Annotated in this window: 18 protein-coding genes; 11 read left to right on the forward strand and 7 right to left on the reverse strand. The window is 48.5% G+C overall.

What is annotated here, in order from left to right; all coding sequences use genetic code 11:
• The first annotated feature begins 685 nt into the window (after positions 1–685).
• Positions 686–979, forward strand: a complete 294-nt coding sequence (locus QT998_RS08260; protein ID WP_333090219.1) for a hypothetical protein — start codon at positions 686–688, stop codon at positions 977–979.
• Between the two features lie 14 nt (positions 980–993).
• Here QT998_RS08260 and QT998_RS08265 read toward each other — a convergent pair whose 3' ends face one another.
• The 3 genes from QT998_RS08265 to QT998_RS08275 all read right to left on the reverse strand — a co-directional run bounded on the left by QT998_RS08265 (position 994) and on the right by QT998_RS08275 (position 9,878).
• Positions 994–3,975, reverse strand: coding sequence for an Ig-like domain-containing protein (locus tag QT998_RS08265; RefSeq protein ID WP_333113746.1), 2,982 nt, complete (start codon positions 3,973–3,975; stop codon positions 994–996).
• A 34-nt stretch (positions 3,976–4,009) separates the two neighbouring features.
• Positions 4,010–7,294, reverse strand: a complete 3,285-nt coding sequence (locus tag QT998_RS08270) for an Ig-like domain-containing protein (RefSeq protein WP_333090216.1) — start codon at positions 7,292–7,294, stop codon at positions 4,010–4,012.
• Positions 7,295–7,640: 346 nt separating this feature from the next.
• Positions 7,641–9,878: a recombinase family protein gene (locus tag QT998_RS08275; RefSeq protein ID WP_333113747.1), complete on the reverse strand. Its 2,238-nt coding sequence runs from the start codon at positions 9,876–9,878 to the stop codon at positions 7,641–7,643.
• Between the two features lie 53 nt (positions 9,879–9,931).
• On the opposite strand from QT998_RS08275, the gene QT998_RS08280 reads away from it, so the two are divergent.
• On the forward strand, positions 9,932–11,296 hold the full coding sequence (locus tag QT998_RS08280; RefSeq protein WP_333090212.1) for a proton extrusion protein PcxA: 1,365 nt from the start codon (positions 9,932–9,934) through the stop codon (positions 11,294–11,296).
• A 429-nt stretch (positions 11,297–11,725) separates the two neighbouring features.
• On the opposite strand, the gene rodA is transcribed toward QT998_RS08280, so the two are convergent.
• Positions 11,726–12,985, reverse strand: a complete 1,260-nt coding sequence (gene rodA, locus QT998_RS08285) for a rod shape-determining protein RodA (RefSeq protein WP_333113749.1) — start codon at positions 12,983–12,985, stop codon at positions 11,726–11,728.
• A 455-nt stretch (positions 12,986–13,440) separates the two neighbouring features.
• The gene (locus QT998_RS08290; protein WP_194011581.1) at positions 13,441–13,794 is read right to left on the reverse strand and encodes a VOC family protein; all 354 of its coding nucleotides are present in this window, start codon (positions 13,792–13,794) and stop codon (positions 13,441–13,443) included.
• 618 nt (positions 13,795–14,412) lie between these two features.
• Between QT998_RS08290 and QT998_RS08295 the strand changes: the two genes are divergently transcribed.
• Positions 14,413–15,114 carry a polysaccharide deacetylase family protein gene (locus QT998_RS08295; protein WP_333113751.1) on the forward strand — a complete coding sequence of 234 codons (702 nt, stop codon included), beginning with the start codon at positions 14,413–14,415 and terminating at the stop codon, positions 15,112–15,114.
• Positions 15,115–15,149: 35 nt separating this feature from the next.
• On the opposite strand, the gene QT998_RS08300 is transcribed toward QT998_RS08295, so the two are convergent.
• Both QT998_RS08300 and QT998_RS08305 read right to left on the reverse strand, forming a co-directional pair.
• The gene (locus QT998_RS08300; RefSeq protein ID WP_333113754.1) at positions 15,150–16,340 is read right to left on the reverse strand and encodes an RNA-guided endonuclease InsQ/TnpB family protein; all 1,191 of its coding nucleotides are present in this window, start codon (positions 16,338–16,340) and stop codon (positions 15,150–15,152) included.
• A 367-nt stretch (positions 16,341–16,707) separates the two neighbouring features.
• A complete protein-coding gene (locus tag QT998_RS08305) occupies positions 16,708–17,916 on the reverse strand; it encodes a lipid-A-disaccharide synthase-related protein (protein WP_333113756.1) in 1,209 nt (402 codons plus the stop codon).
• A gap of 110 nt (positions 17,917–18,026) precedes the next feature.
• Between QT998_RS08305 and QT998_RS08310 the strand changes: the two genes are divergently transcribed.
• The 8 genes from QT998_RS08310 (at position 18,027) to cydB (ending at position 26,275) form a co-directional block, all read left to right on the forward strand.
• Entirely contained in the window at positions 18,027–19,190 is a 1,164-nt protein-coding gene (locus QT998_RS08310) for a GuaB3 family IMP dehydrogenase-related protein (RefSeq protein ID WP_333090202.1), read from the forward strand.
• Between the two features lie 225 nt (positions 19,191–19,415).
• Positions 19,416–19,550, forward strand: coding sequence for a hypothetical protein (locus QT998_RS08315; protein WP_333090199.1), 135 nt, complete (start codon positions 19,416–19,418; stop codon positions 19,548–19,550).
• 204 nt (positions 19,551–19,754) lie between these two features.
• Positions 19,755–20,078: a thioredoxin gene (trxA, locus tag QT998_RS08320; RefSeq protein WP_194011591.1), complete on the forward strand. Its 324-nt coding sequence runs from the start codon at positions 19,755–19,757 to the stop codon at positions 20,076–20,078.
• A 322-nt stretch (positions 20,079–20,400) separates the two neighbouring features.
• Positions 20,401–21,462 (forward strand): LOG family protein, encoded by a 1,062-nt coding sequence (locus tag QT998_RS08325; protein ID WP_333090195.1) that lies wholly within the window; start codon positions 20,401–20,403, stop codon positions 21,460–21,462.
• A gap of 369 nt (positions 21,463–21,831) precedes the next feature.
• Positions 21,832–23,037 carry an urease accessory protein UreH domain-containing protein gene (locus QT998_RS08330; RefSeq protein ID WP_333113759.1) on the forward strand — a complete coding sequence of 402 codons (1,206 nt, stop codon included), beginning with the start codon at positions 21,832–21,834 and terminating at the stop codon, positions 23,035–23,037.
• The gene (locus QT998_RS08335) at positions 23,012–23,485 is read left to right on the forward strand and encodes a hypothetical protein (RefSeq protein ID WP_333113761.1); all 474 of its coding nucleotides are present in this window, start codon (positions 23,012–23,014) and stop codon (positions 23,483–23,485) included. Before QT998_RS08330 ends, QT998_RS08335 begins: the two co-directional genes overlap by 26 nt.
• Before the next feature lie 328 nt (positions 23,486–23,813).
• Positions 23,814–25,256, forward strand: coding sequence for a cytochrome ubiquinol oxidase subunit I (locus QT998_RS08340; protein WP_333113764.1), 1,443 nt, complete (start codon positions 23,814–23,816; stop codon positions 25,254–25,256).
• Positions 25,257–25,264: 8 nt separating this feature from the next.
• Complete coding sequence (gene cydB, locus QT998_RS08345; RefSeq protein ID WP_333090185.1) at positions 25,265–26,275, forward strand: cytochrome d ubiquinol oxidase subunit II; 1,011 nt, start codon at positions 25,265–25,267, stop codon at positions 26,273–26,275.
• Positions 26,276–26,282: the final 7 nt, after the last annotated feature.

Consider the following 26,282-nt stretch of genomic DNA (forward strand, 5'->3'; position numbering starts at 1 on the left):
AGTTTTTTAAGTTCGTGTGTTTTTTGAGCTTAACCTAAAAATTGCCTTTTTTTTGATTTTTGATTCAGATTCCAATAACTTTTGTAGCGAGGCGAGCCTCGCGTCCCTCTTCCAAAACTGTCCGAAGTATTGTAAGGAAGGAGGACATTATAAATTACTTTGTTCACCTAAAGCAGAAGAACAGGTGGATTTTGATAATCGTCTCTCACAACTAATTAATAAAGCTACATCTCATGGGCAGAAAGCTAAAGGAGAACTACTTTAATTAGAGAATCTGAATAACTTCTAGGCTCGAACAGAAGAACGATTTAAGCCATTGTTAACTTGTCCAACCTGTTATAAGAAAAGCGATCGCTTTGAGCCTCTAGATAGCCAGTGCTTCCGTTGTGATTGTAAGAGTGGCAATGATGATTGCGGAACCGAGTGGGGAATGTGAATTTGTGGCAAGTGTAGCGAGCGTTACCCATACATCAAACTCTCTGATTCAGGTATTCTTAACTCATGGTACGATCGACAAGTAGGATCTGTCGATCGCATTTTCGGTAGAAACGTATTAGCAATCCCTTGTCGGAGTGATAAAGATACTAGAAGCTTTATCTGTCCTGCCTGTGGGGCTTGTAGTTGAAACCCACCTTCGGCACCCGCGAGCGTGTCACACCACGAATTTTGGGATGAGTGAGTATTTTTGACTGGCGATCGCCACAATGATTTCCTTGTACGTTGTCTAAAAAGTAACTTGATTTGTTCTCAAAATTCCGAAAAAACCGTGACAGTAGAGGATACCGAAGCTGGGTTACATCTGCGTTTATCTGCGGTTTCAAACCTCTTATTTTTCTCAAAGTTCGGTGTGATGCTTTGCCCTTTGTTGGGATTTTTCCTGAAGATGATGAGATTTACGTTTTTACAGCAGATGAATGCAAATAAACGCCGATTAACTGCCAACAAAATCGGCGTTTATCTGCGTTTATCGGCTGTTTAAAACCTCTTACCTTTCTAGATAAAAGTGAAGTCAAATCCCGAAAGAGAAGCAACTCCAGTTACACCATTTAACTTCGCCAAAATCTGAGAATCGTTGCCGGTGACGTTATTACCATTGCCGTCATAAATGATGTAAGTATTGCCGCCGGAATCGTAGGCAAACAAGAAAGCGGTTCCTCCCAAAATATTTGCAGAAACAGTTGTCTGCACGTTCAGCAGAACTTGACTGCCATTGCTCAGATTCGGGAATCCGGGGGCAAAATTAAACTGATCCTCGATCGGCACGCCGAGACCGCTAAAATCGGTAATCACATCGTATCCGCCCGTGGCGATCGCAGCATCGATCGCCGCCGAAGAAGCCGCATCAAACACCGGCCCACCCTCAGCAGGGCTAGTATACCGGAATTGATTGCTGCCGCCACCTCCGCTCATGGTATCTGCCCCCTGGCCTCCGATCAACACGTCATTATCCAAACCGCCATTAATCGTATCGTTGCCGCCTTGCCCGTCAACAGTATCGCTGCCAAGCAAACCGTTCAAATTGTCCGGCAATGAGCCTCCAATCAATTTGTTGGGGCCCGTATCAGCCGGCAAGATGCCAACGGTGACAGTACCTACGCCCGGAAGTGTCCCGAATCCGTCGCTGACGCTGTAGGTGAAAGTAGTGGTACCCGCTACGTTACCGGGGATGAACTGCACCCGATCGCCCAGATTGACAGCTATGCCCTGTGTTGGCGTACCGACATTGATAATGCTCAGCGGCCCTTTTTGCGGGCTCGAATCGTTGGCGAGCACATCGATGAAAGTGGGCAGCAAATTATTCGTACTCGTAAATACGATGCCGTCATCGCCAACAATCGGCGACAGAGTAGTTGGAACAGTTACCGAGGTATCGAAAGAATTGATATTAATTGCGACAGAGGCTGCAGCCGTGCCGCCTTGGTCGTCAGCTACGCTGTAGCTGAAAGAGCCCGCTTGCCCGATCGCATCAGCTTTAGGTTGGAACTGCAAGCCCAGCAATTCCTGAACCGTCAATTTTTGGTTGATAGCCAGCGGACTCGTACCGATAACTACTTGACCGAAAGTCGGATTGGGAAGTCCAGCTACGTTGACCGCCAGCGCTTGGCCCTCCGGGTCACTGGGCGCAGAAATGCTCAGAGACAAAGGCAAATTTTGCAAACCAGTCAGCGTCTTACCAGTTTCCACGATCGGCGGCTCATTAGGAGTCGGAGATGTGAAACTAGGCGGCACCGGCCCCCCGCCGAAAGGTGGAGGAGTTGGAGTAGCAGCAGTCGGAGTCGGGACGATGGAAGGACTCGGACTCGGAATTGTCCCGCCCGCAGTCGGAGTCGGAGTCGGACTCGGAACCTGTGTCGGCAATGTCCCCGGCGAAGGAGTTGGACTTGGAGTTGTCCCCGGTGATGGTGATGGAGTCGGACTCGGACTTGTCCCTGGTGTCGGAGTCGGTTCGGGAGTCGGAGTCGGTGCCGGAGTTGGAGTCGGAGTCGGAGTCGGTGCCGGAGTTGGAGTCGGTGCCGGAGTCGGAGTCGGAGTCGGAGTTGGTGCCGGAGTTGGAGTCGGAGTCGGAGAAGGCTTTGTCCCCGCCGGAGTCGGTGCCGGAGTTGGAGAAGGCGTTGTCCCCGAAGGAGTTGGAGAAGGCGTTGTCCCCGAAGGAGTTGGAGAAGGACTTGTCCCCGTCGGAGTTGGAGAAGGACTTGTCCCCGAAGGAGTTGGAGAAGGACTTGTCCCCACAATTGTGAAGGGATTGTCCTCTACGCGGGGTATTTGAGCCGTAGTGAACCGAGATTCATCTAGCGAGTTCGATCGCACATCCACCAACACCGCCAAAAATTCCCCAGTTTGCCTGTCCCGAATAATCGTGTTGCTAGAATTCGAGCCTTGACCCTGGAAGATTTCTAACTGTGTAAAGTTGAGACCTCCAGCCAGACCGATCGAATCTTCCGGCTTAAAATCTCTAATTAAATCAGCATCCCCGATGTCGCGGCCGCCTGTCGTGAGAAACCCGTTGCCACTAGGCGAAGTGCCCACCCTAGCGAGAACAAAAATATCCGATCCATCGCCTCCAGTCAGAGTATCAGACCCGCGATCGCCAGAAAGAATATCATCCCCACCACCTCCAGATAGAGAATCATTGTCATCCCCCCCGAAGATCAAGTCATCACCCTCACCGCCATCACCAGTATCATTACCCACACCACCGCTGATGACATCGCCCCCGTCGCCGCCCAACAAAATATCGTTACCCCTAGCGCCGATCAGACAGTCATTACCAGTGTCGCCAAAAATAGTGTCACTGCCCTTGTCGCCAAAAATCAGGTCATCCTCGGCACCGCCGCGCAGACAATCATTGCCTTTACCGCCGTACAGCGTGTCGTTACCTTCAGCACCCAAAACAATATCATTGCCCTGGTCGCCAAAAGCTACATCATTACCAACGTCGCCCGAAACCAAGTCATCGTCTTTGCCGCCCCGCGCCGTGTCATTGCCGCTGCCGCCTTCAACAATATCTTGACCGGCACCACCGTTGAGAGAATCGTCACCATCATCGCCCCTGACGATATCGGCCCCGTCGCGACTCAGAATCGTGTCGTCACCGATACCCCCGGAAATCGTGTCATTGAACAAACTGCCGACTAAATAGTTATTCCCCTCATTTCCCACAACTAAGCCATCGACCAAAACTGGTTCTGGGGGAGGCGTGGGTGCAGTCGGAACTGGCCGCGGCACCGGCGTGACCGAAATCCCCGGGCCCGTCCCCATCATCGTCGGAGTTGTCCCCGTCATCGAAGGAGTTGTCCCCGTCATCGAAGGAGTTGTCCCCATCATCGTCGGAGTTGTCCCCGTCATCGTCGGAGTTGTCCCCATCATCGTCGGAGTTGTCCCCGTCATCGAAGGAGTTGTCCCCGGTGACGGCGAGGGCGACGGCGTAGGTTCCGTCATCGTTTCGACAATAATTGCTGGTACTGCACTCGGCATTGTTTCGACTCCTTGCGACGCTACTCAAAAACTACTAAATAAACTTAAAGTCAGAGGCAGTAATAACTGTGCTCAGAGCTCCCGGCACTGTAGGAATAGTATTCAACACTGCCAAATCGAAAGCTGGGAGACTGTCATCTGCCACATTTGGGTCAAACCCGAGAACGTACTTGTCAAAAGTATTGTTCAAGTACACGAAGAAAGCTCCTGTTTTGCTCGAACCGTTTTGATTTTTCAACACTGCGTTGACAGCTTGAGCGTTGTCAAATTTAGATTCAAACAAAATGACTTCTTGATTGCTGATATTGTCGCCGCCGCTGCCGATATTCCTGACGATAAAACTGGTGAAATCGTTAGTAGTTCCAGAGTTGGTTAGACCGGCAAAATTTGACGACCTGAACAAGAATCTGTCGGTGCCTGTGCCGCCAACATTGAAGTCAGCAATAATATCCACACCTTCACTCGGAACTTCGTAGTAGAAGAAATCATCGCCAGCGCCGCCTGTGAGCAAGTCAGAACCGTTCCCGCCGCCCAAAATGTCATTGCCGGCACCGCCTTCTAGGGTGTCGTTGTCATCGCCGCCCAACACCAAATCGTTGCCAAATGCGCCACTGAGACAGTCGCTGCCGGCACCGCCGTCTACAGTGTCGTCGCCCGCTTCGCCGAACAGGGAGTCGCTGCCGCCCTCTCCCAAAATGTAGTCGTTGCCGATACCTCCGAGTGCGGTGTCGCTGCCTTCTCCGCCCAAAATCGTGTCTTCGCTGTCGCCGCCGGAGATGAAATCGTTATTGATACCGCCGTCGAGCAAGTCTCTGCCGAGGCTGCCGTCGAGGATATCGTCGCCTGCACCGCCGTCAATGGTGTCGTCACCTAAACCACCCAATAAGGTGTCCATGCCGGTGCCTCCAAGTATCGAGTCCTCGCCGGCTTCTCCCAATATTGAGTCATTGCCTGTTCCGCCATCAATGGTGTCGCCGTTGTCGCCGCCCAAGATGATGTCGTTATCATTGCCGCCGAACATCAGGTCGTTGCCCTGTCCGCCGATGAGGGAGTCGATGCCGTCTTCGCCGTCGATGGTGTCGTTGCCGAGTCCGCCGTCGAGGATGTCGTTGCCGATCGAACCTAGCAGTGAGTCGTTACCTCCTTCACCGAATTGGAGGTCGTCGCCGCCCCTGCCGTCGATGATGTCGTTGCCGTCGCCTCCAGAGAGGGTATCGTTGCCCGCCCCGCCGATGATGTAGTCGCTGAGGTTGCTGCCTGTAAAGGTACTTGCTGGGAGTGCGGTGCGATCGACAATATTATCTACCACCGTAATGCTGAAGGATGCAGGCCCGATCGTTGCAGACCCGTCGGAAGCTGTAAACGTGAAACTGTCGCTACTGCCAGCCGCCAGCAAGTTGTATTTGACAATGTTGTTGTTGATATCGTCTTGGCTGAATTTGCCACCGACGTTGAGAAACGTGGTGCCCCTTTGGACAAAACCTCTAGTAGCATCCGGGGCTTTGGTAATCGTGTAAACGATTTCCGACGGCGGGTTGTCGGGATCTGTTACCAACAAATCCGCAGCGGTGATTGTCTGGGTAGGAGCAGCTTTGGCAACCACCACACCGCCGTTAACTACTAACTGCGGCGGGTTGCTGACGTTGATGGTTACTACCGCCTGACTGGTGCCGCCCCTGCCATCTGAGATCGAGTAACTGAAGCTGTCACTACCCGAAAAGCCTGGATTCGGCGTGTACTTGAATACGCCCCCACCAGAGGGAGTCAGGGTTCCTTTGGTTGTTGGAGTAAAAGTGCTGACACTCAGGGGGTTCTTGTCAGGATCGGTGTCGTTGAATAGAACGTTAAGACTGAGTTCTTGACCCGAAACCGTGGTGAAGTTGTCGTTAACTGCTCTGGGAGCCTGATTCGGGAAGGGTGTAGGATTTGGTGTCGGACTCGGTGTCGGACTTGCTGTCGGCGTCGGTGTCGGACTTGCTGTCGGTGTCGGAAACATCGGTGTCGGACTTGCTGTCGGCGTCGGGAACATCGGTGTCGGACTCGGTGTCGGTGTCGGACTTGATGTCGGTGTTGGTGTCGGACTGTCTGTCGGAGTCGGTGTCGGACTTGCTGTCGGAGTCGGTGTCGGAGAAGGACTGGGGGTGGGTAGGGGTAGTGGGGTGGCGCTACCGGGAACTGTGGGGGCAATTACAAAGGAGTTGCGTCCTAGGGTTCTGCTGTCAACTCCGGGCAATACTGCTAAAAAGTCGCCGCTGACTCCGTTGCGAATAATTGTGCTGCCGGCTTTGCTGTCGGTGCTTTGGAAGATTACCAAATCTTCAAACTTGAGGTCGCCGCTGAGTCCGATCGAATCTTCGCCTTGGCGAAAGTCTGTGAAAATGTCCGCATCGGCGATATCCGGGCCGCCTGTGGTCACAAATGCCGGGTTAGTGCCGTTGCTGCTGCCGCTGGGGGAACTGAAGCCACCAATGACAAAGACATCTCTGCCTTCGCCTCCGGCCACGATGTCTTTGCCTGCTTCGCCCCACAGCACGTCGTTGCCAGCGCCGCCGTCGATGATGTCGTCTCCAGCACCTCCAAACACGATGTCGTCACCGTCGCCAGCAAAAATTGTGTCCGCGCCGGCATCTCCGTAGAGCCAGTCGCCTCCTTCGTTGCCAAATAGCAAGTCTTCGCCGTCGCCGCCGAAGAGCGAGTCGTTACCTTGGTCGCCCCACACGATGTCGTCGCCTTTGTCGCCCAAAAAGCTATCGTCGCCAGAGCCCCCGCGCAAGCTGTCGCCGCCTTTGCCGCCGTAAGCGGTGTCTTTGCCTTCGCCTCCGATTACTGTGTCGTTGCCGTCATTGCCGTACAGCAGGTCGGGGTTATTTCCCCCATCAAGGGAGTCGTTGCCTTTACCTCCGTAGATGGTATCGAGTCCTGAACCGCCGTCGAGTACGTCGTTGCCGGGCCCGCCGAACAGCACGTCGTCATCCTCGTTGCCAAATACTAAATCGTCGCCGTCCAAGCCTAGGACGGTATCGTTGCCTTGCAGCCCGGAAATCACGTCTGGGCCGGGACTGCCTCCTAGGGAGTCGTTGGCTTCTGTGCCCCGGATCACGCCTCCGATCGTTGAGGGTGCGGTACCGCCTCCGCCCAAGGTGTCGTCTATGCCACCAAATGTGTCGTCGCCGGAGGGAGGGGGAGTCGGTGCGGGTGTCGGTGTCGGTGCGGGTGTCGGTGTCGGTGCGGGTGTCGGAGTTGGCTCTGGAGTTGGCGTTGGTGCTGGCTCTGGAGTTGGAGTTGGCTCAATTATGATACGCGGTACTGCACTGGGCATTATTTTGGCTCCTTTAAACGACGGTTCCGATTAACTTTAAGAACTGATCAATCTCAGTTTGTTGCCTCAAATCTGGCTTATTATTGATTAATAATCTCGCTCATTTCTAGCATAATAAATCAAAATTGCCAGGGCTATTGATTTTTTTGAACTCTGGCATTTTTTGCGCTAGAAATAGTAATGTTTGCAAGTTTTGATGTGGGTTTTGGGTACACTCTAATATCGCCGGATTTTGCTCGACCCTAAAAGTCTGAATTTAAGTCAGCCTCGATGAGCTATCCAAGGGTGGAAAAAATGAAAATCTTTGCATTCATAATTTTCTTGATGCCTGCCAAATCTCTTAGTTTTAGCCGGACTGCTGACAAGAAACAGAACTCTGAATGAGGGGCAGAAGTGGCCCAGTTTGCTCTTGTCCGTTGACGGCTAGTTCGCTGTGACAAAGGTAAAGTACAGAACAGCGACTTAACAAATCTAGCAGAATTCGCCGCAGCCGCTGTTGGTCGGCGGTGGTTTCGTCTTCGGTTTCCCAGGGACGCCCCAGTTGCGATCGCACAAATAAGGGTGCACCAAACAATGTCGCCGCACCGCCACTCAGCCACAGGGACGAGCCGGCATCCAGCCAAAAGTGCCATTTGTGGGCGCGGCGGCTGCTGCGGTACTGGAAGATGTTGGCCAGGGTGACGGCTTGGGTTTGGGTTCCTTGGGCGCGGACGGGATAGGGGTTGGCGGTGACGGTTCCTTGGCGCAATAACTGGATGAACCAGGCGATGGTTTCTGATTCGCTGCTGTTTGTTGGTTCTTGGCGCTGCATTCGTCCGTGTATTTCCCAGTAGTGGGCGGCGGTTTCCATTAACTCTCGCAGGGCTGATAGCCGATCGTAGGCTAGGTATCTGTCGTTGATCAGAAATTTCTGGATGGCTCGATCGAGCAGGGCTATGGGACTCGGCAACAGCCGCTCTTGTTGTTGCGATCGCTGCTGTTCGATCCACTCGACAATTTGCTCGTAGGCGGCACAGGCTCGTTGTCCCACTCTGTCCCACCGGGGAAAGGCTGTAATTGGTAGCAATTGAGGTCGATCGACATCGGGACAAAAACAGCTATCGGCGATTAAACCTGCTCTCACTTGGTCGATCGATTTTTGATTCGGAATTCTTCGACTTCGCTCAGAAAAAGTTTGAGATTTTAGATGGAAATTGGGCTGGGAATCTTCTGTTTCCGCTACTTCCCGATGTTTCTGGCTGCCTAAAATTACTAGCATTTCGGCTACTGCGTCTCGATCGACTAAACGGCCTAGTCTCGGATAAACTAAGGCTAACAAAGTCAGCAAAGCTCGAATTTCTGGGGTAGTCGAGAGGGGACGCTGATCGTTGAGAGATTCGGCGGCGATGCCGTGTCTGGCTAGAATTTCCGTTAAACTGTAACGGGCGATCGCATCCATCCCCGGAGCAATTACGGCGATTTCTTGCGGCTCTACGGCTGCTGATTTCACTGCATCCACGATGATTTCGGCGGTTTCTCGCAGCAGTTGGGCCCGAGAAATTGTTTCGAGCGATCGAACCGATCCGGGCAAACTCAAGCCTAAAGGATAAAAACCCTCAGAATTTACTGCTAAACTTACCGCCAATTCGCCAATTTCTGGGGATAAACCCGCTTTTGCGTCCAATTTTTCGACGATGCGACACCTGCTTTCGAGTTGGGCGAGGTCTTCGGTGTCCGCCCCCAAACCCAAACGCACTCCTCCATCTGGATTGTAGGAGAAGGCTCCCGCCACGCCTCGATCGAGCATTCGATCGAACAAATGGCGGCTGATGGCTGGATAATCGTCAACATCATCTGCGATCGTAGCTTGGTATCTAGAGGTCAACTGCTGCTGGTAAGTAACATTTGGCAACAAGTAACGCCAGTAGAGTTCGCAAACAATCCCGTAAGTCAGCAGCCCCCGCGTCAAGCACCATTCCCACCACCTTTCGAGCAATTCTCCCATGCTAGCCCACAGGCTGTGCGAGTCGCCAAAGCCGACAAATCCCTGTTCCAAAATGCTCTTAATTTCTTCTCTGGGGGTGCCGCTGACAGCAGCAAGTTGTAATAAGTCTAGAGTTCGACGCACCATTCGGTTTGGACTGACTCCTGTTTGTTGCAAAATGCCTTCGTCTAATTCGCGACGCCAGAGTCGGGCGGCAAGTTCCAATTCTGTTTCCGGTTGCAGCCTCAGCGGAAATTGAGCCTTCAACTGCAGTGACTCAACTAGCAGCGGCCAAAATAGCAATACTTCTTGCTCAAAAAAACCGAAGGGTGTTGTGGAGTGAAAGGCATATTTTCCTTGGGTGGCTACGGCGATGCGATCGGCTAGTTCCAGCCGATTGTCGCCGTTAGCTGCTAATACTAAAATTGCTGGGGCTGTTTGTCCCGCCCGCCACCGCCCGGAATGCCCCCGGCTTGAAACTGTTGCGGGCAAAGACTTAACGGTTTCGCTCCAAATACAGAACTGCTCGACTAAACGAGCGGTTTTGCCGGTTTTGGCGGCTCCGACAATCCAAATTGAATTTTCTGCCGACGTTCCCAATTTTTGTAAATCTGTTACCATACCATGAATAATTTAGTCACTAATGTCTGCTGCGAACGAACCAGCTTTTAGTTATGAATACTTCTGCGTGGAATAGGTTTGTCAAATATCTCTACAGCGCTAACCAGTGGTATAGAGATACACCTGAAAGAGCTCTAGAACAAGCTTATGATGCTGCTTTAGCAATTAAGGCGATCGAAGATGAGCATTTTGGGGGCCAACGGATTTCGGAGCGATCGGGCGATTACGGACAAAGCACCCTGTCTTACTTTAAATCCGAACTGCAAAAATACCTCAAGGTGATCCACACCAGGATGGTTGAGTTTAATGCTAGCCGTTATTTTTTGGAATTGCCCGATCGGGTGGGGGCCAAACCGCAGGCGGCAGATAATAGCACAGAGCGCCGTCAGCACCGATTAGGTTTGGACGATCGAGATGGAGCGTCCCTTGTCTTTGAGAAGCTCGCATTTATTGATGGGGTCATCGACAAATATATTAATCAGGGTAAATCAACTGCGATCGTTCCGGTTTTCAGCTCGGAAAACCTACAATTAAAATCTACAAATAGCACATCTCAACCTAACGGAAACCCAGGTTCAGCTAATTCACTTCAAACTCAGGCGGACGAAGTTAATACTAACTCTGAAGAGGTTAATTTATTACCCAGATCGCTTCTGGGAACCTTGAATCGAATCACTAAAGAACTTAACCCAGAAGCAGAAAAAGACGTAGTTAAGAATTTTCGCAATTCCCAAGTAAAAACAGTCATTTCTCTCAGATTTATTTTGCTGCTGATTTTAGTTCCGCTGTTGGCGAATCAAATTTCTAAAAACTTTATAGTAGGGCCGATAGTTGACCATTTTAGAGTCCCGGAAGAATCTCGCATATTCATAAATTATGAGCTGGAAGAAGAAGCATTTGAAAAACTAGAGCAATTTGAGAGGCAGCTCAAATTTGAAAAGTTAATTGGCATTGCTCCGTCGCTTTCGGAAGAGGAAACGGAGAAGAAGATTACCGCAAAAGCAGTTGAGCTAGCGGAGGAATACCGTGGTGAAAGCGGTGGAGCCATTAAAAATATTTTTGCCGATTTAATTTCTTGCTTTGTTTTTGTCTGGATTCTCCTTGTTAACAAGAGAGAGATTGAGATTTTAAAATCTTTCATGGACGATGTGATTTACGGACTTAGCGACAGTGCTAAGGCTTTCATAATTATTTTGTTTACGGATGTGTTTGTCGGATTTCACTCGCCGCACGGTTGGGAAATAATTCTCGAAGGTTTATCGAGGCATTTGGGACTACCAGAAAATAGGCAGTTTATATTTCTGTTCATCGCGACGTTTCCAGTTATCTTGGATACAGTATTTAAGTATTGGATATTCCGCTATTTAAACCGGAGTTCGCCTTCTGCGGTTGCAACTTACAAGAATATGAACGAGTAATATCAAATCTGGTAGCATAGGAACAAATAAACCGCGAAGACGCTGATAACGCCTTCGCGGTTTATTCGATTTTACCACCTATAGAACCCATTTGACATCTTTGAGTTTTTGGGTTGGGTGACGAAAAATATAGAGAGAAACTGGTTTCTGAGATTTACGCAAGGGGCGAGAAACCGGGTATTCTTGGAGTTTTTGGTTGGGTGACGAGAAATATAGAGATCAACCCGGTTTCTGAGATTTATGCAATAGATATCAAATGGGTTCTATAGCAGTTCGATCGCGTTGTGAGGTATGCCCTATTGTTTGCCAAACCCCCATGCCCTATGCCCCATGCCCCATGCCCCAATGCCCAATCCCCTATGCCCTATGCCCCATCCCTCCGCTTCGCTCCGCCCGACAGCACCTCATCTTTCGCTTGAAATGCTATATCTAATTCCAACGCTTCTTGCGCTGTCGCTGGTTGGCTACCGACTCCACCAGTCCCAGTGCGAGAAAGTTACTCAGCAGCGACGCATTCCCGTAACTCAGGAAAGGTAGCGGAATTCCTGTCACCGGGGCTAAGCCGATGTTCATCCCAATATTTACGAATACCTGAAAAATTAACATTGACAGTACGCCGATCGCCAGCAATGAACCAAAATTGTCGTTAGCAGTCTGAGCAATAATCACCAACCGGAAACAAATTATCCAGAACGTCACCAGAACGCAAATACAGCCAATAAAGCCCAATTCTTCGCCGATCGCTGAAAAGATAAAGTCCGTATGCTGTTCGGGAATAAAGTTAAGCTGAGTTTGGGTTCCGTGAAACAAACCCCTGCCTTTGAGCTCCCCAGCCCCGATCGCAATCCGAGATTGAATCAAGTGATATCCGCTGCCTAAAGGGTCTTTCTCGGGGTTTAAAAAGCCTGTCAGGCGCATTTTTTGATAATCCTGAAGCACACCCCAAAAAATATGTCCGACGTGTCCCGAAACCACGTTCACCACCACAGCAGCAAAAGTCCCCAACCAAGGCCAAGGTAGGCTTCGCCAAGCGATAATCCCCGCAACGACTACCCAAGCAACCCAAATCGGTGTAGACAAGTTGTTTAGGAGAACCGAGATTAGAGGAGAAAACAGCAATATTAGCCAGCCGGGATTGACATTACCCCAGTAAAACATCCCCATTGTGATCGCGCCAAACACCAGAGAAGTACCTAAATTTGGTTCAGCAAAGATCAATCCCCAGGGTAGGGCCATAATCGCCAGCATCTTCAACATATCCCTGACTGTGGGGACAGTTTTGTCGTGCAGGAGAGCTGCTAAAGTGATAATCATCCCTACTTTGGCAAATTCTGACGGTTGCAGGTAAAAGCCGCCGATATTGATCCACCGCTGGGCACCGAGCCCTGTAGTACCGATAAATCGAACTGCGATTAGTGACAAATTGATAACTGTGTAAATCGGCCATTTCCACTGAAGGAGTATCTCGTAGCGGCAGCGGGAAATGATGATGGCTAGGAACAAACCGACTGCGCCAGTTACCCAGTGTCGCCACCAGTCGATCGATGCCTGGTTCATTTCGACGCTGCGGATCATGATTCCGCCGAAGATGGTGAGGCCTATGCAGGCGATAAACAGCCAAGGATCTGATTCTTCCCAGGGTTTGAAGATGGATTTCCAGCGGTTTCTGCTTTGTATTCTCTGCAACATGAGGATTTTAGATTTTAGATTTTAGATTTTAGATTATCGAACCGATGTTCGGAAGTTGTGGATATATTTCCGATTCTGAGCTTACACCCTACTGCGCGAGCATTGGTGTCAGTACGTCACTTTATTCGGCGACTCCTACAGAGGTTCCGGGCCTTCAGCTACGGGCTTTTGCTGATTCGCACCAATCCCGTGGCGTGTGGATTCCGCACCAATCTAGGGCTTAATTTCGCGTTCCGATTTTTTAATTAGTTAAAGCCCAAAAAATTGCTTGGGGGATCTTGGTTTTACAATCAAAACGCCCAAACGCCGATCGACAGGCGATTTCCACTGGCCCACAAAGTCAACACTAAGCGCAGCGCACGCGCTACAAACCCTGCACAGCAACCAATCTTCACGGTGGGTCGGGGGCGCGCCTTATCTGGATTTAATAGCCGATCGCCACCCAAGCCCTAAAATCATCCTTTGGCGGGTTCGTAAAGATACTCAAAACCGTTACCGTCGAGGTCTCTACCATAAAAAGAGGCTGTACCGTCACGGTGTTCGTGAATCTGAGTGACGGAAACACCTTCGGATTTAAGCTGTTGGTAGGCGGATTCCATTTCGGTGCGATCGTCAAACACAAAACCAAAATGCGGCCCTGCTTGGTCGTAACTCGGACTCAACAGCGCCAAGCCGTCCTCTCCCGCTTTCAAATAAGCCCAGTCTGCATCTTTCCACACTAACTCCATCCCCAAATTTCGGTAGAATTCAGCAGATTTTTCGATGTCTTGCACGCAGACGGCTACGTGTCCCAATCGTTTTAGTTTCATGTCTATAATTTTTATGGTTGTGTTTGAGTTTATTGTATCTTTTTTTTGATTTGTTTCTCGGTTAATTAGGTATGTTTTGTAAATCTTTGGTGCGAGCTAACTGTACCTTTTCTACTTTTTTGCTGGCATTCATTGGGCTGAACAGTTTAATAGTGCGATCGGATTTTTCTTGGGTTCTATCGGTGTTACCAAGTTATTGTTCTGTCAGAGCTAGTTGATAGCAAGCTTCGGCTCGGTTTAATTTGTTGGAGCGATCGAGTATTTCTAGGGCTGCATGGTGCTATGGCTCGGTCTAATTCTCCCCCTTCTCGGAACACAGAAGCTTTAGAGGTGAGTGCTTTGGGTTTTAGGCTCGCTTGTCTACCTCTGCTTAATGCCAGTTTGTCCCAAAAATGCTCCAGCCTACCCGCGATTTAAGCCCATACAGAATAAGTCATTTTTCAATTCTTTAATCTCAAACTTGTACCCTCGCGACTTGTGAGCCAGCGTCTTGTCTTGAGCGAAGCCGAAGGGAGCCGAAGCAAGCCGAAGTATCTCCAATCATTTCATGCCATCCGTTGCAATTTGTGGTAATCTGTCTGCAATCCACTTTAATGCTCGATCGAGCCTTGTCCAGCTATGCGAATAGGTAAAAATTTACAAAAGTTTCTGCTGTTCACGATAGCATTAGTCTTTGCAGCATCGCTGCTGATTAAAGTTACTAAATTTAACAATTATTTCGGTTTTAACCGCGCCGATACCGGAGAAAAAGTTGTTGCCCTTACCTACGACGACGGCCCTTTTCCTCCGTATACAAATCAGCTTTTAGATATTTTAGACCGCTATCAAATTAAAGCAACTTTTTTTGAAGTCGGTCGCAATATTGAGAAACATCCAGAAATCGTGCCAATGATTGTGGCGAGGGGAAATGAGTTGGGAAACCATTCCTACTCTCACAAAGATATGATGTTTAAACCCCAGCCACATTTGGTTTCTGAGATCGAAAAAACTGACAAGCTTTTGCAGAAAAATGGGGTGAAGCAGGACAGTATTAATTTTCGGCCACCTTGGGGACGGAGATTTATAGGTTTGTCTTATTTAATTTCCCAAATGCACAAAAAATTGATTATGTGGGATGTGGATTCTCAAGATTATGAGAAAACTCACACGGTAGATGATATTGCAAATCAGGTGATTAATAATGTGCGACCGGGTTCGATTGTGGTGATGCACGACGGCGGGGGCGATCGCTCGAAAACGGTAGCAGCTACTGAGATAATTGTCAAGACTTTGCAGTCGAAAGGTTACTCATTTAAGACTGTTTCGGAGTTGCTGAATTGACACTCTCCGGCGTGAACGCACGGAGATTCTTTAATCTACGAGCCGACTTGCTGAGGCAGGATTTCTCCAGCGACAGTAGAGGTCAACTCTCCTAAAGCGTTGCTTGGCTCAAGACCAAAGGTTCCGATATGCCCTATCGTACCCAATCCCCGACTTAGGATGTTTCTAGCTGCATTTTCGTCACGAGCTAAAATACAACCGCACTTACAAACGTGCGTTCTTGTAGATAGCGTTTTCTTGACAATTACACCACAGCTAGAGCATTCTTGGCTGGTATATTGCGGATTTACCGCCACCGTCACGCGCTCCAACACTTTTCCGAAGTATTCAAGCCAAACACGAAATTGATACCAAGAAGCGTCGTTAATAGACTTGGCTAAGCAATGATTCTTCACCATGTTTTTGATTCTCAAATCTTCGTAGACGACTACATCGTTTGATGAGATTACGCACCTTGCAAGTTTTATTGCATGGTCTTTGCGCTGCCTACTTATTTTGAGGTGGCGTTTGCCTAGAATCTGCCTAGCCTTGCCCCTGTTATTTGAACCTTTAACTTTTCTGGATACGCGGCGTTGAGCGCGTTTAAGAACTTGATCACCTTTGATCAGAAACCTCGGATTTTCCACCGTAGTTCCGTTCGAGTCGGTGTAATATTCTTTCAAACCTACGTCTAATCCGATTGTAGTACCATTCGGTTCTGTGTTTTCTTTTCTGTTAACATCCACACAGAATTGGATGTACACGCCATCAGCACGTTTAACCAATCTTACCCTTTTTATTTGATTGATTTGGTAGAAGTGCAGGTCGCGTGTACCTTTGAGCTTTAATTTCCCAATCCCTTTTTTGTCGGTAAAAGTTATCGATTTTCTATCATCTGCAAGCTTCCATCCTGACGTTTTGTATTCCACGGAACGACAATCTTTCTGAAAATTGGGATATCCTTTTTTACCTGGGACATTCTTCTTGCAGTTGTCGTAAAACCGGGAGATAGCAGACCATGCTCGCTCTGCGCTCGATTGTCGAGCCATTGAGTTTAGTTCCGAGGCAAAAGGAAAGTCGCGAGCCAGTACAGCGCAGTATTTATTCAAGTCGTGCCGACTCACTTTTTTATGATCCATCCAATATCGCAAACAGCTATTGCGGATGAATTGAGCGGTACGAATTGCTTCATCTACTGCGTTGTACTGATTCTGCTTGCCGTTTGATTTAAACTCAAAAACTAACATGGCTTTACCTCCCGCTTTTATCTTATATCGTTTGACGTAAGATTGTTCGATCAGTCAAAAAAATTTACAATGATGAAACAGGAAGCTTACGCTTGAGGCTAAAGCCTCCCGCGACCTTTCATCCCCGGAATGAAGTCACAGGGTTTTCAGCTTGTTTATTATAATAGAGGATTTGATTAAACCGCAGAGGACGCAGAGGACGCTGAGAAAGAAAAGAGAATTGAATGATGCTGATGCTAACTGATACCAAAGTGCAGACGCGGTTTTAACCGCCGAGTCATCTTAGGCTAGAACATTTGTCACAGTTTGTAGAAATGACAAGAATTCGGTTGTGGAGGTTTTATGCGTGCAGGATTGTGGTAACAATTTATTTTAGATATTTTGCGATGTAATTAGCAATTTTGAGGCTGCCTCCTGGTGCGCCCATTCTTTCTAAGCCATTTTTTACGCAATTTTCTAAATATTTTTTGTCTTGAAATGTGCGCTCGACTGAAGCGGCAGCTTCTTTAATAATGTCAAGTGTTGCTGTTTCTGTGCCAATAACTTGTACGGAACCACCTAAAAGCCGACTTTGAGCCTCTGCAAACCGATAGGTAAATGATGGGCCGTTTCCGGGGATGGTAATTACGGGTTTCCCTAAGCCTACTGCTTGTTCGATCGCACTTCCTGTCATCCCGATTACTAAATTCGACTGCTGCACAATGTCGGCGAAAGTATCTGAATAACAAATTACTTCCACGGTTTGTGCTTCTTCGCTACCCTGCTGTTTGATTCCTGGAAAAGTTAGCTTTCCTTCTCGGTGCAGCCATCCGGCTTGTGCTGCAATATTATCTAATTCGAGCATTAGACTCGGAACTAATGCGGCCCGAAACTGCACCGATTGCGAAGCAGTGGCAGCAATTTCTTTGACTAATTCCAGCAGCAAAATTAGGTTGTCGCTGGCTTCGGGGAGGCGCGAACCGGGGAGAAGCGCGATCGTCCTAACTCCGGCTTTTAACTGCAAATCTTTGCCTGCAGGACTGAGGTTGTCCATGACAGGATTGCCGACAAATATGGCTTTCTCGAAACCCTGTCGGTTTAAGTCCGCAGCAGTCAATGCGTCCCTCGTGAAAATAGCTAGACATTGCTCGGAGGAAAGCAAATAATTCAAGAAAAAACCCAAATCGGCTAGCCCTTCGTAATAAGTAGAATGAGCTGACAGAAAAATTATATAGGGCCGACCTGTGGCATGGGCGAACCCCGCCGCGACAATATCTCCAGTCGTCACTACCAAATCGCAGCACGGAGAATGCTTCCTAGTAGCCTTGAGTTGCTGTAAAGTCAAACGAACTAGCCCCGCCCTCACATCTTTGAGGAAAAACAGGGGATTCATGTAAAAAACTCCGCCAGATGGCATGGGACTTGTGGGCCCGATAATTGGTACGCCCGATCGCCCGTAAGCAGCCCCGTCGCCTACAATCGGTATCGCAGCCACGTCAACATCCGCGCCTGATGCTCTCAAAGCTTGGACTATTTGACAGTTGATCGCATCTTCTCCGTGGCCGTTGCTGATAAAAAGTATTTCCTGGGATTCCATAGAGTCAGAATTAGTGCCGAACTTTTTTTAACACACTCGCGCGATCGCTACCCTCAAGCAGGCTACGATTTTGTTAATCTAATTTAAATACATTGTGGAAGTGAAACAGCGTGAATATTGAAATTGGGCGGGGCAAAAGCGCTCGCCGAGCTTACGGCATAGATGAAATCGCGCTGGTACCGGGACAGCGCACTCTCGATCCGAGTTTGGCAGATACCAAGTGGCAGATTGGCGGGATCGATCGAGAAATCCCAATCATTGCTAGCGCCATGGATGGAGTAGTCGATGTGCGGATGGCCATTTTGCTGTCGGAATTGGGAGCAATGGGCGTTCTCAACCTAGAAGGAATTCAAACGCGCTATGCCGACCCCCAACCAATTTTAGAGCGGATCGCTTCTGTTGGGAACCACGAATTTGTTTCCCTGATGCAGCAACTCTATGCAGAACCCATTAAGCCCGAATTAATCGAGCTCAGAATTAAAGAAATTAAAGCTGGAGGAGGGATTGCTGCTGTCAGCGGTACACCTGCTGCCGCGAGCAAATACGGCCAGGCGGTTGCTAAATCGGGAGCAGATATATTTTTTGTGCAAGCGACTGTAGTCTCGACGGCTTTTCTTTCCCCTGAGTCGATCGCCTCCTTAGACTTGACCCAGTTCTGTCAAGAGATGCCAATACCCGTAATTTTGGGCAACTGCGTGACCTACGAAGTCGCCATGAATTTAATGAAAACTGGCGCTGCAGGCATTCTCGTGGGCATCGGGCCGGGAGCTGCTTGCACGTCTCGGGGCGTATTGGGTGTCGGCGTTCCTCAAGCCACAGCGGTAGCAGACTGCGCCGCCGCGCGGGACGACTACTATCGCGAAACTGGCAAATACGTGTCGGTGATTGCTGACGGTGGTTTAATTACCGGCGGCGATATCTGCAAGTGCATTGCTTGCGGTGCCGATGGAGTGATGATTGGTTCGCCCTTTGCTAGGGCTGCTGAAGCTCCAGGCCGGGGCTTCCACTGGGGGATGGCGACTCCGAGCCCTGTTTTGCCGCGGGGTACTCGGATTCGTGTCGGGACTACGGGTACTGCGGAGCAAATTTTGCGGGGGCCTGCGCTGCTAGATGATGGTACGCACAACTTGCTCGGAGCTCTCAAAACTAGCATGGGAACTCTGGGTGCGAAAAATATTAAGGAGATGCAGCAAGTGGAAGTGGTGATTGCTCCTTCTCTGCTGACTGAGGGTAAAGTCTATCAAAAAGCTCAGCAGTTGGGCATGGGTAAGTAGATTTACCGATCGAATTCCAGGATATCTTGACAAAATTTGTTCAAGAGTCTCAAAATTTACAGAATTTTTGTGGAATTATCCAAAAGGAGATGTCACAATAGAGGAAGCGGAGACAAAAGTTTCCGTTCACTCCTCACACCACACTCCGCCCGGACTACTGTTCGGGCGGTTCCTTTTTTAGTGCCGGCGCTCTTGTTTGCTTACTGGCTAAGGGGTTAAGGCTGTTTGCTCCCAATTTTGGGGGAGATTGGGGAGGGCTGTTCTGATGTCCGATCGATTACCATCACCAAAATGGCGGCCGGAGGCGAAGCCACCCTCGTATTTGGGATGCTACGGGATTTGATGACTTTTCAGTTTTGAGCGAAAAAAGTATTTTTCATGCTCGGTTTTGCTCGATCGCCCCAGCACGAATGTCTTGCGCCCTTAACATCAATCCGTTCAATCGGTTACATCCGTTACAACATTGGTTGCCAAACTTCGTTCTGTTAAAATCGGTCATGCAAGTGGTAACACTATTTGCTAAACTTGTTAACAAAGAAATAGTATTTACAAGGATGGCTAGGGATGTCAGCAGCCGCGCAAGTAACCGACTCTACCTTTAAGCAGGAAGTGCTCGATAGCGAAGTTCCAGTTCTAGTGGATTTTTGGGCTCCTTGGTGCGGGCCCTGTCGCATGGTGGCACCCGTCGTAGAGGAAATTGCCAACCAATATGAAGGGCAAGTGAAGGTAGTAAAAGTTAATACCGACGAAAACCCTAACGTCGCCAGCCAATACGGTATCCGCAGCATTCCGACGCTGATGATATTTAAGGGCGGTCAGCGGGTTGATATGGTGGTTGGGGCAGTTCCGAAAACTACTCTGGCCAACACTCTGGAAAAGTACATTTAACCCAACATATTGCACCATTGCCAATAAGTTTTTCAAGAGCGGGTTGCTGAAACTGCCCACCCCACAAGAAATTCGATATCTCGCTTAACAGGGCATACAGCCTGTTAAGCGAGAATGGTGCAAAAAGTAAGTTTCGCCCAACTCCGAGCAGTGTGGCACTGTTTTTTTGGGCAGCGAAAGCCGCAGCTTCAGAACGGGGGCAAAGCTAGTAGAAAAGTTATTAGTTGTCAGCAGGGCAATTTGCTGGTGGCTATTAACTTCTAAATTTGGCTTGCCCCTTAATTTTTTTTAGCAATAAATTGTTACCATTTCAGAAAAGTTCATGGTTCCTTCAAGTCAAGGTTTTGAGTCCCTCCAAGCTGATGCGCTCGATTTGATCGATCGCCTACCAATGTTGAAGCACTCAGAGTGGATCGAACGATCGCTCTCGACTATAGTGCAAATGGCAGGAGAGGAGCTCGATCGCCTGGACTGGAAAATTATCTCGTCGTCTCTGCGAGATATGGAAAAAGCTTTCTCCCTGTTTTATCCTTACCTCCACGTTCGCAAAATCGCGATTTTTGGTTCGGCGAGGGTATCCCCAAAATCGCCGGAATATTTGATAGCGAGAGATTTTGCACGGGCGATCGCCCAGCAGGGATTTATGGTGATTACTGGCGGCGGCGGCGGAATCATGCAGGCGGCGAATGAGGGGGCGACTGCTGAACGTTCTTTCGGGCTCAACATTCAGTTACCTTTCGAGCAAGATTCCAATCCTTTTATTGCCGGCGACTCCAAGTTGCTCAATTTTAAATATTTCTTCACTCGCAAGTTATTTTTTCTGCGGGAAAGCGATGCTTTAGCTTTGTTTCCGGGCGGTTTCGGCACTCTCGACGAGGCTTTTGAGTGTCTGACTTTGACTCAAACCGGCAAATTCGGGCCTGCTCCTGTAATATTGATCGATCGACCCGGAGGAGATTACTGGCTTGATTGGAATAATTTTGTGCAAAAACAATTGGGTGGCCGGGGTTTGATTTCTGCTGACGATCGCAGTCTCTACACGATTACAGACGATGTAAATGTAGCTTGCGAGGCGATCGCAAGTTTTTATCTAGTTTATCACTCCTGCCGCTACGTGCGCGAACAACTGGTAATTCGCTTGAAAACTGAGCTTTCTGAGGAAAATGTCGATCGGCTAAATACTGATTTTAGCGATATTGTTGTCACCGGAAAAATCGCAAAAAGTCAAGCTTTGGCTCCAGAAATAGGAGATCCAACTTTCGATCTACCGCGCCTGACTTTGCATTTCAACCAGCGGAATTTGGGGCGGCTTTATCAGCTAATTGCTGCTATCAATCAAATGGGTTCAGCTTCGCCGGCGGCCGCGCATCCAGAACAAAAATAATTATTAGTCAGTAGTCAGTAGTCAGTAGTCAGTAGTTATTAGTTATTGGTTATTGGTTATTGGTTGTTAGTCATTAGTCATTTTAGCTGCTCGCGAAGTTGAAGGCTAGTGATTAGTGATTAGTCAATATAGCGGTTATCACAAAAGTACAGTTATAACATTTTTCTAAAAATGTGCTGATGAAGTCTTAGTCCCCCAAAGCATCGGGGGGGTTGGGGGGTGTAATATCTAGCGCTACTTTATGAAATTGTTATTAGAAGTTTGACAGCCTGTCTTTTGACAAAAGCGATCGACTGAGAGCAAAATTTGTACGAGGTCAAAAAATATTGTCAATATCTCGATCGCCTTATTTAGGGAAAAACCAGCAAAATGCTAGACCTGCTGCTAATTAGCACTTTGGGATTTCTCGGCAGTTTCGGTCACTGCGCGGGAATGTGTGGCCCGCTGACAGTGGCGTTTTCTCTCTCCAATTCCCGCAACGAAAAATTAGCGACTTTCCGCTTTCATTTGCTGCTGAATTTAGGGAGAATTGCGGCCTACGCTGTGGTTGGTGCCGCCATTGGCGGACTGGGTTCAGCATTAATTGCTGGCGGACAAATGGCCGGTACCGGTAGCGGATTGCGGCGGGCGATCGCACTTCTGACAGGTACAATGCTGGTTTGGTTCGGAGTAGTCCAAATCAAACCGGGTTTGCTGCCCAGATTACCACTGTTGCACCCAATGTCGCACGATCGAGTCGCACAAGCCATGAACAAGCTTTCGACGCAAAAAAAATGGTGGGTGCCCGTGGCTTTGGGCTTGCTTTGGGGTTTAATTCCCTGCGGTTTCCTCTACGCCGCCCAGATTAAAGCCGCCCAAACGGGAAATCCGGTTTTGGGTGCGGCGACGATGTTGGCTTTTGGACTGGGAACCCTACCAACCATGCTGGGAGTAGGTTTTTTTGCCGGCAGGTTGAGCGCCCACAAACAAAGTCAACTGTTTCGGATGGGCGGATGGGTGACAATTTCGATCGGGATTCTTACCTTGCTGCGAACCGACGAAATGGTCGATTTTACAGGCCACGCAGCGCTGCTGTGCTTGATGCTAGCACTGTTGGCGCGTCCCGTTAGCAAGTTTTTGCCGGCACTGCTGCGTTACCGGCGCGCTTTGGGTGTGGGTGCGATCGCGATCGCCCTTGCCCACACCTTTCATATGCTGGATCATACGCTGAAGTGGAATTTTGATGCCGTGTCTTTCATGTTGCCGCAGCATCAGTTGGGAATCCTAGCTGGGATGACGGCGCTGCTGTTAATGGTACCTGCAGCGGTAACAAGTGTCGATCGCCTTCAACATTATTTAGGCCAACTGTGGCGGCGAATTCACCTGTTAACCGTCCCCGCTTTTTTGCTGTCCGCCATCCACGCAGCCCTCATCGGTTCCCACTATCTCGGCGGCTTTGAATGGAAGTTGCACAATCAACTGCTGACCGCCGTTTTAGCCGTAGTTGCAGTGTTAGTTTTGTGCGTGCGATCGCGCTTATTTTGGTCAATTTTATCACTGGAGAATTTCTATGTTTCGCCTGTCAAACCAAAATAAAATTTTGGGAATATTAGTTTTTTTAGGATTGCTAATTGAAGCAGCAATTCCCACAGCCCCACACTTGAATGCAACTTCAGTTTTTGCCCACGAAGTCGAAGTTTCCGGCGATGTTGCTGCTACCTTTCACCTAGAACCCAACCACAACCCCCGCGCCGGAGAAACCGCCAGAGTTTGGTTTTCCCTGACTCGCAGGGGCGGTCAAATTATCCCACTAGAGCAGTGTAACTGCAAATTAGCAGTTTATCCCAAACAGCACAAAGAGGGGGACAAGCCCCTGATGCAGCCGCCTTTAAAAGCAGTATCTGCGGAGAAATATCAAGGCATTCCGGGCACCGATATCGTATTTCCAAAAGCTGGTATTTACGAACTTGAATTGAGCGGAACAGCCAAAAACAAAGCTAATTTTAAACCATTTGAATTTAATTATACTGTCACGGTTCGCTAAGATCATCTTTCCATCACCGAACATAAATCTTGTAGGGGCGGGTAAACCTGCCAATAAACGCCTAAAACCCACAATCTCATAAACCCGCCCCCACCCAACCTTCGGTAATATCATATACGCTCTTCATCAGAATTATTCGTCTCTCTCTTCTCTTCTCTTCTCTTTCTCTGCGTTATCTGCGGTTAAATCATTCGGATCAAATCTGTATAAAACCTTAAAAATTGCCAACCCTACAAAATATCACAAATTTTTACATTACATTATAACCAGCGTCAATTCTGGAAATTGTTCAAACTAACCTCTCTTGAACTGACTAAAGGATATAACAATGGATATCTTATCAAACACCGTCGCGCTATCGCGGATGCAATTTGCGCTAACGGCAATATTCCATATGCTATGGCCAGTTCTGACTACTGGAATGGGAATTTATCTAGTAATTGTTGAAGGAATGTGGCTAAAAACTCGCAATCCTGACTACTACCACCACGCTCGTTTTTGGTCGAAACTCTACGTCCTCAACTTCGGCATTGGCGTAGCTTCCGGGATTCCGATGGAATTTCAATTTGGCACGAACTGGGCCCCATTTTCGGAAGCTGTTGGTGACTTTTTTGGCAGCATTTTAGGCTTTGAAGCTTCAATGGCATTTATGCTAGAAGCAGGCTTTTTAGGAATTATGTTGTTCGGTTGGGAGCGCGTTCACCCGATCGTCCATTATTTCGCTACAATCATGGTAGCCTTCGGCGCAAACCTTTCCACAGTCTGGATTTTAGTCGCCAACTCTTGGCTGCAAACTCCAGCGGGCGGAGAAATGGTCAACGGCAAATTTATTGTCAGCGATTACTTTCAAGCAATTATGAACCCCTTCGCATTAAACAGCATTTTGCATATGTTTTTTGCGACGTTAGAAACTTCACTGTTTGTAATTGGCGGCATTAGCGCTTGGTACATTCTTAACAAGCGCAACCAAGCCTTTTTTTCCAAATCATTAAAAATTGCCATAGCCACAGCAATCGCCGTTGCACCTTTGCAGATATTCATCGGACATTTGAGCGCCGAACAAGTTTATCACTATCAACCCACTAAATTAGCTGCGATTGAAGCTAAGTGGGAAACCTCCCCAGCCGGAGAGTCAGCCGATTGGACTTTGCTGGCTTTACCTAACGAAAAAGCTCAAAAAAATGACTGGGAAATTAAGATTCCCAATGGCTTAGGATACGTTCTGGAATTCAAGCAAAAACTATCCGAACCAGTTCTCGGCTTAAAAGAATGGAAGCCCGAAGATAGACCCCGGATGGTGGGTTTAATCTACTATTCTTTCCGCATCATGTCCGGGATTGGATTCTTCTTTCTAGGATTGATGCTATTCAGTATAATTCAGTGGCTGCGAGGCAAACTTTTGCCCGAAAATATTAGCAATCAAGCTTGGCTGATGCGCGCTTGGGTATTAGCTGCGCCGCTGGGATATATTGCTGTAGAATCCGGTTGGATAGTGCGCTGTGTCGGCAGACAGCCCTGGGTTTTATACGGGCAAATTCGCACTGCTGATGGTGTATCGGCAATCCCCGCTAGCAATGTTTTAACTTCCCTCACTTTCTTTGCCGTTATCTACAGCTTTTTGTTTGTTTGTGCGATGTATTTCGGCAGCAGAATTATCCGCAAAGGGCCGAATTTAAATCTACCTGTGCCGGGATTAGAGAATGAACCCGCCATCGAAACTCAACCCGCAGAACATATTCCCAATCAACGTCCAGCAGAAGCACAACAATAGGAGATTTTATGCAAGCTTTGGAGCATTTTCTCCCGCAAGTTTGGTTTGTAGTCTTGGCTTTATTTCTACTCCTTTACATCATGCTAGACGGTTTTGATTTGGGAGTGGGAATCTTGTCTTTGACTGCTGACGATGAGGAACGCAGGGGCATTTTAATGACCAGTCTGGGCAACGTTTGGGATGCTAACGAAACTTGGCTGGTTTTAATGGGAGGCGCTTTGTTTGGGGCATTTCCCCTCGCTTACGGCACGATTTTAACTGCTTTGTACATACCGATTTGCATGATGCTTTTTGGTTTGATATTTCGGGCTGTCGCCTTTGAATTTCGGGAGCATTCTAACCGGAAAAAATTTTGGAATTATGCTTTTGGGGTCGGCAGTTTTTTGGCTGCTTTAGCTCAAGGATTTGCCCTCGGTGCGGTGCTTGAAGGCATTGCGGTGGATGAGGCCGGGCATTTTGTGGGGACAACTTGGGATTGGCTGGATTGGCGATCGATCTTGGTAGCTTTGACGCTGGTTCAAGGCTATGTTTTGATCGGTTCCACCTATCTAATTATGAAGACTGACGGAGAACTGCAAACAAATCACTATCGCACTGCTAAAATTGCGGCGGTGACGACTTTAATCGGAGCAGTTTTAATTACAATTGCCACTCCGATTTTTTACGAAAGTGCTAGATCCAGGTTGTTCGAGAAACCGCTCGTTTATGTATTTGTGGCTATTCCTTTGGTGGGATTGCTACTGGTAGGAATGCTGCTAAAAAGCCTAGCAAAAAAAGAAGAAAAAACGCCGTTTGTGTGGACAATATTAATTTTTTTGCTAAGTTTTATTGGCTTGGGATTGATTGTTTTTCCGTACATTATTCCGACCAAAATTACGATTTACCAAGCCGCAGCTTCCCCCAGCGCCCTGGTGTTTATGATTGTGTTCATTGGCTTTTTGATCCCGATCATGATTTTTTACAACATCTACAATTACATTGTATTTCGGGGTAAGGTTACTGGCGGCTACGGCGAATAAAATAGGT

The organism is Microcoleus sp. S1D4, assembly GCF_036700765.1.
In the GTDB taxonomy this organism is placed as follows: domain Bacteria; phylum Cyanobacteriota; class Cyanobacteriia; order Cyanobacteriales; family Microcoleaceae; genus Microcoleus.

What these genes read in the sequence shown, in the direction of transcription:
- QT998_RS08325 (WP_333090195.1), top strand. Translation starts at nt 20,401, where the DNA reads ATGGTTCCTTCAAGTCAAGGTTTTGAGTCCCTCCAAGCTGATGCGCTC.
- QT998_RS08300 (WP_333113754.1), bottom strand. Translation starts at nt 16,340, where the DNA reads ATGTTAGTTTTTGAGTTTAAATCAAACGGCAAGCAGAATCAGTACAAC.
- QT998_RS08335 (WP_333113761.1), top strand. Translation starts at nt 23,012, where the DNA reads ATGTTTCGCCTGTCAAACCAAAATAAAATTTTGGGAATATTAGTTTTT.
- cydB (WP_333090185.1), top strand. Translation starts at nt 25,265, where the DNA reads ATGCAAGCTTTGGAGCATTTTCTCCCGCAAGTTTGGTTTGTAGTCTTG.
- QT998_RS08270 (WP_333090216.1), bottom strand. Translation starts at nt 7,294, where the DNA reads ATGCCCAGTGCAGTACCGCGTATCATAATTGAGCCAACTCCAACTCCA.
- QT998_RS08290 (WP_194011581.1), bottom strand. Translation starts at nt 13,794, where the DNA reads ATGAAACTAAAACGATTGGGACACGTAGCCGTCTGCGTGCAAGACATC.
- QT998_RS08305 (WP_333113756.1), bottom strand. Translation starts at nt 17,916, where the DNA reads ATGGAATCCCAGGAAATACTTTTTATCAGCAACGGCCACGGAGAAGAT.
- QT998_RS08275 (WP_333113747.1), bottom strand. Translation starts at nt 9,878, where the DNA reads ATGGTAACAGATTTACAAAAATTGGGAACGTCGGCAGAAAATTCAATT.
- QT998_RS08280 (WP_333090212.1), top strand. Translation starts at nt 9,932, where the DNA reads ATGAATACTTCTGCGTGGAATAGGTTTGTCAAATATCTCTACAGCGCT.
- QT998_RS08265 (WP_333113746.1), bottom strand. Translation starts at nt 3,975, where the DNA reads ATGCCGAGTGCAGTACCAGCAATTATTGTCGAAACGATGACGGAACCT.
- QT998_RS08330 (WP_333113759.1), top strand. Translation starts at nt 21,832, where the DNA reads ATGCTAGACCTGCTGCTAATTAGCACTTTGGGATTTCTCGGCAGTTTC.
- trxA (WP_194011591.1), top strand. Translation starts at nt 19,755, where the DNA reads ATGTCAGCAGCCGCGCAAGTAACCGACTCTACCTTTAAGCAGGAAGTG.
- QT998_RS08295 (WP_333113751.1), top strand. Translation starts at nt 14,413, where the DNA reads ATGCGAATAGGTAAAAATTTACAAAAGTTTCTGCTGTTCACGATAGCA.
- rodA (WP_333113749.1), bottom strand. Translation starts at nt 12,985, where the DNA reads ATGTTGCAGAGAATACAAAGCAGAAACCGCTGGAAATCCATCTTCAAA.
- QT998_RS08340 (WP_333113764.1), top strand. Translation starts at nt 23,814, where the DNA reads ATGGATATCTTATCAAACACCGTCGCGCTATCGCGGATGCAATTTGCG.